6 protein-coding genes are annotated in these 8,291 nt (G+C 56.2%); all 6 read right to left on the bottom strand.

Annotated features, from left to right (window positions below; genetic code table 11):
• Positions 1-286: 286 nt before the first annotated feature.
• Entirely contained in the window at positions 287-460 is a 174-nt protein-coding gene (locus VEH04_15375; protein ID HYG24159.1) for a DUF1328 domain-containing protein, read from the bottom strand.
• A gap of 101 nt (positions 461-561) precedes the next feature.
• Positions 562-1,539: an ATP-binding cassette domain-containing protein gene (locus VEH04_15370; GenBank protein ID HYG24158.1), complete on the bottom strand. Its 978-nt coding sequence runs from the start codon at positions 1,537-1,539 to the stop codon at positions 562-564.
• Between the two features lie 33 nt (positions 1,540-1,572).
• A complete protein-coding gene (dnaA, locus tag VEH04_15365) occupies positions 1,573-2,949 on the bottom strand; it encodes a chromosomal replication initiator protein DnaA (GenBank protein HYG24157.1) in 1,377 nt (458 codons plus the stop codon).
• A gap of 487 nt (positions 2,950-3,436) precedes the next feature.
• The gene (locus tag VEH04_15360) at positions 3,437-3,775 is read right to left on the bottom strand and encodes a P-II family nitrogen regulator (protein HYG24156.1); all 339 of its coding nucleotides are present in this window, start codon (positions 3,773-3,775) and stop codon (positions 3,437-3,439) included.
• 348 nt (positions 3,776-4,123) lie between these two features.
• Positions 4,124-7,804 (bottom strand): DNA polymerase III subunit alpha, encoded by a 3,681-nt coding sequence (locus tag VEH04_15355; GenBank protein ID HYG24155.1) that lies wholly within the window; start codon positions 7,802-7,804, stop codon positions 4,124-4,126.
• Between the two features lie 71 nt (positions 7,805-7,875).
• Positions 7,876-8,291 (bottom strand): SDR family NAD(P)-dependent oxidoreductase (locus VEH04_15350; GenBank protein HYG24154.1); only part of this gene is annotated, 416 nt, incomplete at its 5' end.

Raw genomic sequence — 8,291 nt, 5'->3', positions numbered from 1 at the left:
GTTTGCTTGAAACGGCTGACCGGGATGCCCTGGAAATCATCAGAGCGCAGCGGGACAACACCGAGAAGCTGGCAAAAGCGCTTCTGGAACGGGAAACCCTTACGCGTGAGGAAGTCCTGCAGCTGCTCGATCTCGCCGAGCCGCCCAAGCCCGGCAACATCGAGAGCATTGCGGCGTGACGTTGTGAAAACGTGCCCGGCGGATCCAATAGATCCGCCGGTTTTTTTTGTTTGAACAAGGCCGCCTGCGACCTCGCGGCATAGTGCCGCGTCACGTTCACTGCATGCTACAAGATCTTCTTTCCTGCAAAGATTCCCAGCAATAGCAGGATCACGAAGATCCCAACAAACAGGAAGAAGAGGAACTTGGCAATATCGGCGGCAGCCCCGGCGATTCCCGTGAACCCCATCAGCGCCGCAATCAGTGCGATCACAAAGAAAATTGCTGCCCATCTCAACATAGCGATGCCTTCGATTTGTGGGTTGAATCAGTCATAAGGCAACGTAGGCGGGCAAAGGAAAAAATCGTCTGGGGAATGTTGCCCAAGACGGTTGCGGCAGTTCAGCGCGCGAAGATGCGGCGAATGACGTCCTCGATCGGCACTTCCTCAATGTCGATGTCGCTCACTGGCAAGTCGTCGAGCAGCGCTTTGCATGCGGGGATGACACGATCTCGCTTCACCTTCAGCGTGAGGCGTCCTGGTTGCTCGTCAACTACTTCGCCATACTTCGTCAACTGCCCGGCGCTGTAGCTTGCCGTGCTCTCGCATTGGATTGTGATGAGCTTGAAATCCGCAAAACGGTCCACCACGTCGCTCAGGCGCCCGTCGAAGGAAATGACACCTTTATCAATGATGATGACGCGTTCGCAGAGTTCCTGGATGTCCGCCATATAGTGGCTGGTCAGGAGGATCGTGGTTTTCCTGGTGCGATTGTGTTCGCGCAGGAATTCCCGAACGGTTTTTTGTGAAACGACGTCGAGCCCTATCGTGGGTTCGTCCAGGAACAAAACCTTCGGTTGATGGAGCAGGGCGGCGATGAGTTCCATCTTCATGCGCTCGCCGAGCGAAAGTTCACGGACCGCCACGTTGAGCTTGTCGCGAACCGATAGTAGGGCGGTGAGCTCGTCCACAGTGCGGTCGCGCACATCGTCCGGGATGCCGTAGATCCTCGCATTGAGCTCCAGTGATTCCCGCGCCGGGAGATCCCACCAAAGCTGGTTCTTTTGACCGAGTAACAGGGCGAACTGCCGACGGTAACCGTCTTTTCGCTCCCAGGGGGTGAAGCCGAGGACAGATGCGGAGCCACTCGTGGGATAGAGCAAACCCGCCAGCATTTTCAGCGTCGTGGTTTTGCCTGCGCCATTCGGACCGAGGAAGCCGACCAGTTCGCCGGGCTCGATGTGGAAGTTGACGTCCTTTACGGCCACGGTTTGCTCGTACGTGCGTTTGATCAACCCGCGGAGGGCGCCTTTGAAGCCTGGCTCCTTCTTGTACGTGCGAAACGTCTTGGTAAGACCGTTGACCTGGATGGTAGGCATGAATGCCGCACCGGGCGGGGCGAATCCCTGCGCTCAGCGCATCAACTGTTTCTCGAGGAGATGCACCACCTGGCGCACGCTGGCGTCGACTTCCATGCGATCCTTCACCAGCCGGCAGGCATGGAGAACCGTGCCGTGATCGCGCCCGCCGAATGCCTCGCCAATGGCACTGAGGGAATTCTCGGTCATTTGCCGCGACAGGAACATGGCGACTTGCCTGGGAAACGCTATGTTTTCAGGGCGCCGCTTGCTCGTCATATCGGCGAGGCGAATATCAAAATGTTCGGCAACCTTCTTCTGAATCGATTCAATGCTGATCGAAAATCGGCCTTCCTCGTGCAGAATTTCGCGCAACAAACCTTCGACAGTCTCGAGCGTCAGCTTCTTTCCAGTGAGCGAGGCATAGGACGCCACGCGGATGAGCGCACCTTCCAATCGGCGGATGTTTGTGCGAATACGATTGGCGAGAAAATTGACGATTTCGTCGGGGAGAACGACGCCCATGGTCTCTGCCTTCTTCTTGAGAATGGCTAGGCGCATCTCGACATCTGGCGGCTGCAGATCGGTCACCAGGCCCCATTCAAAACGCGACACAAGGCGATGCTCCAGATTCTGGATTTCGCTGGCAGGCCGGTCACAGGTCAGGACGATCTGTTTGTGCGCCTCGTGCAAGGCGTTGAACGTATGAAAGAACTCCTCCTGAATCCGCTCTTTGCCGGCCAGAAACTGGATGTCATCGATCAGCAGCACATCTGTTTGGCGATAACGCTTGCGAAAGCGGACGAGCTGGTTGTTTTGAATCGCGTCGATATATTCGTTCGTGAACTTCTCCGAGGAGACGTAAGCCACGCGCGCGCCTTTTTTGCTTCCCGCGACATGCTGGCCGATGGCATGCAGAAGGTGGGTTTTACCGAGGCCGACGCCGCCATATAGGAACAGCGGGTTGTAGGATTTTCCGGGTGCCTGGGCGACTGCCAGTGCCGCGGCGTAGGCGAAGTTGTTGTTGTTTCCTACGACGAACGTGTGAAATGTGTTCTTCGGATTGAAGTTCAGTTCGTTCAGATGCCCGTTCCGCTCGGGGACTGGTTGCGTGGTTCGGGTCCTCGGGGTGGGAGGGGGTTCGGCTGCAGGCGGTTCAGGGGCGCGCATGGTCGGAACCCCGGAACCCACGGTGAATCGAATCTGCAAAGGTTGACCGGCGGCCAGGGCGAGCACTTCCTGGAGCAAACCGATGTAATTGTCCTTGAGCCAAACCTCGCAAAAGTCGTTCGCCACCTCGAGCGTCAAGGTCTCGCCTTCAAGCGATCCGGCCGCAAGCGGAGCGAACCAGAGATTGTACGTGTCGGCGCTCAGCATGGAACGTAAATGTTCCTGTGCTGTTTCCCAGATTCTCTGAGCGGAAGCTTGCATTGTTAATCTTACGTCGGCCGTTTTTTGGCCTATTTATTCACCTGGCTTCGTAACGCGTCCGTCACACGCTTTCCGTGCGATGCTTGTAACAGTTAAGTTTCGTTCCGCCAATAAAATCGTTTCCGCGATCCTCATCCAAATTTTTGGGCGCGCAAAAGTGCGTTTGTAAACCCTTGTAAAACAAGCACTTAAGCGAAACAAATTCCAAACGATTTTATTGTTAGACCGCTGTGAACCGCCAACAGGCCGTCGAAGAGTTCGGCGAGCAGTGTTTCTAGACAATGAAGGAAAAACTTACGAGGACAACATATTAACTTTTATTCACGAGTTATTCACAGCGTGAAAAAGCCCGAAAAACGCAGGAATTTTGTCGTTGGCAAACCCTTTTTGCGTTCACGAACGGCAAGCGAAGGTGTTCGAGATTCACGGACACATTTTGAGGTCGTGCGCAATCAAATTCTGCGAGCGCAATGCGCCCCTTTTTCGCTCAAACTGCCTGCTCGCCCGTTTCGTCGGTCCGGATGCGAACCGCGTTTTCGATGTTGCTGACGAAAACTTTGCCGTCACCGATTTTTCCGGTTCTGGCCGCCTTTACAATGGCCTCCACCGCCCCCTCTGCGCGCCCGTCGGGCAGAACAACCTCGATCTTCAGCTTGGGAAGGAAATCAACTGTGTATTCGCTGCCCCGGTAGATTTCCGTGTGACCCTTTTGCCGGCCAAAGCCTTTTACTTCAGAAACGGTCATGCCTTCCACACCGAGCGCGGCAAGCGCTTCTTTAACGTCTTCCAGTTTAAACGGTTTGATGATGGCTTCGATTTTCTTCATAGCACGCGTTTCGTGGGCGGATACTAACAACCGAGCCTCCTCTGTAAACAGCAATTCAGGGGTCGGGTTGCTCGAATGCGTCGCGTTCGGCAACTCTGCTCCGTGAAGCATTTTAAAAATCAAATGCAATGATAACGCGCTTGACTCCGATAAGTTCGAGTGATTTCATGTGCCCCTAGCACAGCGCCGCTCTCGGTAGCGGTTGATCTTTGAAGAACTTTTTAAGATTTCGGTCTCGGTCTCCAGTACAGGATCGGGCCGGAAAACTCCGATGACCTACTGGTGTACTGAATTCGAACATTCCCCGGGCCTATCAGTCACCCTCTGATTGATTGGCCCGGTTTTTTTTTAGTCCTCGTTCCCCGGGGCGGGACGTTCCCACCTGCGCGCGGTGCGTTCCGGCAGCGTGTTATCCACGACTGCAGAATAAGCTCCCTGTCCGAATCTCTCATCCGCCGCGCTCTGGAACTCCATGCTGGGGGAAATGCGATAACGTTCGTGCGGTTCGATGTAAACGAATCCGGCCGCGGGATGTTCGAGCCGTAAAAAGACCTCACATTTCCCTGGATGGGCCATGATGAGATCTCGCAGGTATTCCAGGTTTTCTGAAGAAAGTTGCGCAGTTCCAAGACGCAATCGAACCTGTCGTGTGAACTTTCTAGGCGCGTTTTCCAGCGGCATGATCTCCTGAGGAAAGATCTTGGGCTTGTCGTCGCCGCTCGATACTTCCCCGATGACAAGCACGGGTTTATTGACGACAAACAGTTCTCGATACTTGTCGTAGTTTTCATTCATGCACAGGACCTGAACGGAGCCGTGCAAATCCTCCAGGGTAAGCATGGCGTAGGGCTTGCCGCTTTTTTTCGAGAAACCCTGTTGCACGGCGGCGATGAGGCCGCCGATGCGCGTCATGCTTCGATTCTGCAGTTCCGCAAGCTTCGCGGTCGTGGCAAGAGAGTATTTCGCCAGGAGCCCGGCGAAAGGGGTGAGCGGATGGCCAGTGACGTAGAACCCGAGCAATTCCTTTTCAGAGGCCAGCAACTCGTTCTGCGGCCACTCCGGCAGATTTGAAACAGCTTCCGGCATCGGGGCAGATTTCTCCTCGAAAGCTCCAAACAGAGAGCTTTGGCCGCGCTGGCGATCGCTGATGATGCTGGCTGCGCGAGCCAGCGTGCGTTCAATTTGCGCAAACAATGTGGCACGGGTCTGGCCGAAGCAATCGCAGGCGCCCGATTTGACGAGGGATTCCAGCACCTTGCGGTTAACCGTTCGTCCGTCGACCCGTTCGCACATATCGGATAACGACGGAAATTTTTCCCCTTCGCGCGCTTTGAGAATGGATTGAACCGCGACTTCGCCGACTCCCTTGATGGCGGCGAGGCCGAATCGAATGGATTTTCCGCCGCCGGCCGGCGCGAAATAAACGCTGCTCTCGTTCACGTCGGGCCCGAGCACCTCAATCCCGACACTGCGCGCCTCGGCGATATATTCGCTGAGCTTGGCAGTGTCTGACAGGTCGTTTGTCATCATCGCGCAGTAGAACTCCACGGGGTAGTTCGCCTTCAAGTACGCGGTTTGATAAGCGACGATGGCATATGCAGCAGCATGCGATTTGTTGAAACCATAGCCTGCGAACTTTTCCAGCAAGTCGAAGATCTGGTTCGCCTTGGCCTCCGGAATATTGTTTGTGTCCTTGCAGCCTTTGACGAATGTCGCGCGTTGCTTCGCCATTTCTTCGAGCTTTTTCTTTCCCATGGCTCGGCGCAACAGGTCCGCCCCGCCCAGTGTGTAGCCGGCGAGGAACTGCGTCGCCTGCATCACCTGTTCCTGGTAGATCAGGATGCCATAGGTCTCGCGCGAAATGGGTTCGAGCAGGGGATGTTCATATTCCACTTTTACTTCGCCGTGACGCCGTTTGATGAATTCGGGAATGAGATCCATCGGCCCCGGACGATACAACGCGACAAGCGCCGTGATGTGCTCGACGCTTGCAATCTGGAACTTGCGGCAGAGATCCCGCATCCCGCCGGATTCCAACTGGAACACCCCCAACGTTTCGGCGCGATTCAGCAGGTCGTAGGTCTTGCCGTCATCCAGGGGCAAATGATCGATGGGAACCTCGATTCCCTGCGTCCGCTTCACCAATTCGCACGTGTTCCGAATAACGGTCAGGGTCTTCAACCCCAGAAAATCCATCTTCAGCAATCCGAGTTCGCCGACGGGATTCATGGCGTATTGGGTGACGATGGTGCCTTCCTCGTCCTGCTTCAGCGGCAGTACGTTGACCAAAGGCTGATCCCCAATCACGACGCCCGCTGCGTGAACGCTGGAATTGCGCGTCAGGTCCTCAAGGACAAATGCAGTGTCGATGAGTTCCCGCGTGACCTCTTCCGTGTCGTAGGCCTGCTTGAGGTCAGGTGATTCCTTCAGTGCTTTCGCAAGATCCATCTTGAGGTCGGTCGGGATCATCTTGGCGAGGCGATCACATTCCCCGTAACTTAATCCCATCACGCGGCCCACGTCCCGAACCACCGATTTGGCCCCCATGGTGCCGAAGGTGATGATCTGGGCGACAGCTTCGCGGCCATACTTTTTGCGGACGTATTCAATCACGTCGGCACGCCGATCGTCGGCAAAGTCAATGTCGATGTCGGGCGGATTGACACGTTCCGGGTTTAGGAAGCGTTCGAACAGCAGGCCGTATCGGATGGGATCGACGTTGGCGATTTCCAGCAGGTACGTCACGAGCGACCCGGCAGCGGATCCGCGCGCGACGCAGGAAACGCCGATGCTGCGGCCGTATTGGACAAAATCGGCTACGATGAGGAAATAACTGATGAAGCCGGTTTTCTCAATGACCTTCAGCTCAAGCTCCAGGCGGTCAATGATTGCCCGGACGGCTGCCGCCACTGCGGGATCCTTGAGGTCGACGGACAATCCGGACCGATCGGGGACTGCTGCGCCGTTCTCAGATTGGGAGCCGTTTCCATTCGTTTCAGGCGTGGGTGCGGAGTAGGTCGGCAGGCGCCGCGGATCTTCCAGCCGTTCAACGATGTATTCTTCGCCTTTGGCCTCCACATGGAGGCCGTACCGCTTGCGCAGGCCATCGGCCAGGATGTGCCGCAGATAACCTTCACGCGTGAAGCTTTCCGGCGGATCAAAAACGGGATAGTGCAGGCTTCCAAACTCGATCTTCAGGTTGCATTTCTCTGCAACTTCCAGCGTGTTCCTCACCGCGTCCGGCACCTCAGCAAAGCGCGCCTGCATCTCCTCAGGTGAGCGAAGATAAAACTGCTGCTCTGCATACTTCATCCGTTTCGTATCGGCCAGTTGAGTCTGCGTTCCGATGCAGATCAGGCAATCATGGGCGTGCGAGTGCTCCTTCTCGATGTAATGCACGTCGTTCGTCGCCACGAGCTTGAGACCAAATTCCTTTGCCCACGGAATCAATTGCCGATTCACCTTCGCCTGTTCGGGGATGTTGTGATTCTGCAGCTCCAGGTAGAAATCTTCGGGGCCGAAAGTCTGCTTGAACCAGTCAAGCGCCTGTCGCGCGCGGGGCAGCTGATCCTTGACGATGGCTTCAGGAATTTCGCTGGCGAGGCAGCCCGACAGGGCGATCAGCCCTTCGCGACACTCTGCGAGCAGTTCCTTGTCGGTCCGCGGCTTGTAGTAATAGCCCTCGAGATGCGCTGCAGTCGTTAGTTTGATCAGGTTGCGATAGCCCGCTTCGTTTTTTGCGAGCAGCACCAGGTGGTTGTACACATCGCGTCCCCCGGTGCTCGACTTTTTTTCCATCCGGCTCCCGGGTGCGACGTACACTTCGCAGCCGATGATCGGCTTGATGTCGTGCTCACGGGCGAGCTTGTAAAAATCGATCGCTCCATACATCACCCCGTGATCGGTGATTGAAAGGGCGGGGAACTTCATCGCACGCGCCTTTTCCATCAAACGATCCAGGCGGCACGCTCCGTCGAGCAGCGAATACTCGGTGTGGAGGTGGAGATGAACAAATTCCGCGCACGACATGAAGAGAACCTATTTTACGCTCCACACGCGGGCAAGGACGAGATGTTCACTGCGGGGTTTCGATCGCAAATTCAGCGCTTCGCGTGAAGCTTACGCACCGCGATGCTGGTGATTGCGAGCGGAAGAAACTTGCTGAACCGCGCTGCAATCCGGTTGTGCAAGCCGGGAATCACCACCCGCTTCCCGCGCATCACGCCGCGATAGCCAGCCTCTGCCACATCACGGGCGTGCATCGTGAAAGGCGCGCGCTTCACTGAGAATTGACCGCGCGCAAAAAAGTCGGTTCGGGTCGTCCCCGGGCAGAGGGCCGTGACCGTGATGCCGGATGATTCAACCTCCTGCGCGAGTGCGTAACTGAAGGAGTGCACGAAAGCCTTGCTCGCGTAATACACGCTGATGCAAGGCCCAGGCTGGAAAGCCGCCGTGGATGCGACATTGAGGATGCGCCCGCGGCGCCGGGCAATCATCGGTTTCAGGAACAAATGCG

The sequence above is a fragment of the Verrucomicrobiia bacterium genome, assembly GCA_035629175.1.
Classification (GTDB): domain Bacteria; phylum Verrucomicrobiota; class Verrucomicrobiia; order Limisphaerales; family DASXHY01; genus DASXHY01.
Note: the sequence above shows the minus strand (reverse complement) of the source record. Positions and strands in the feature narration are given on the sequence as shown.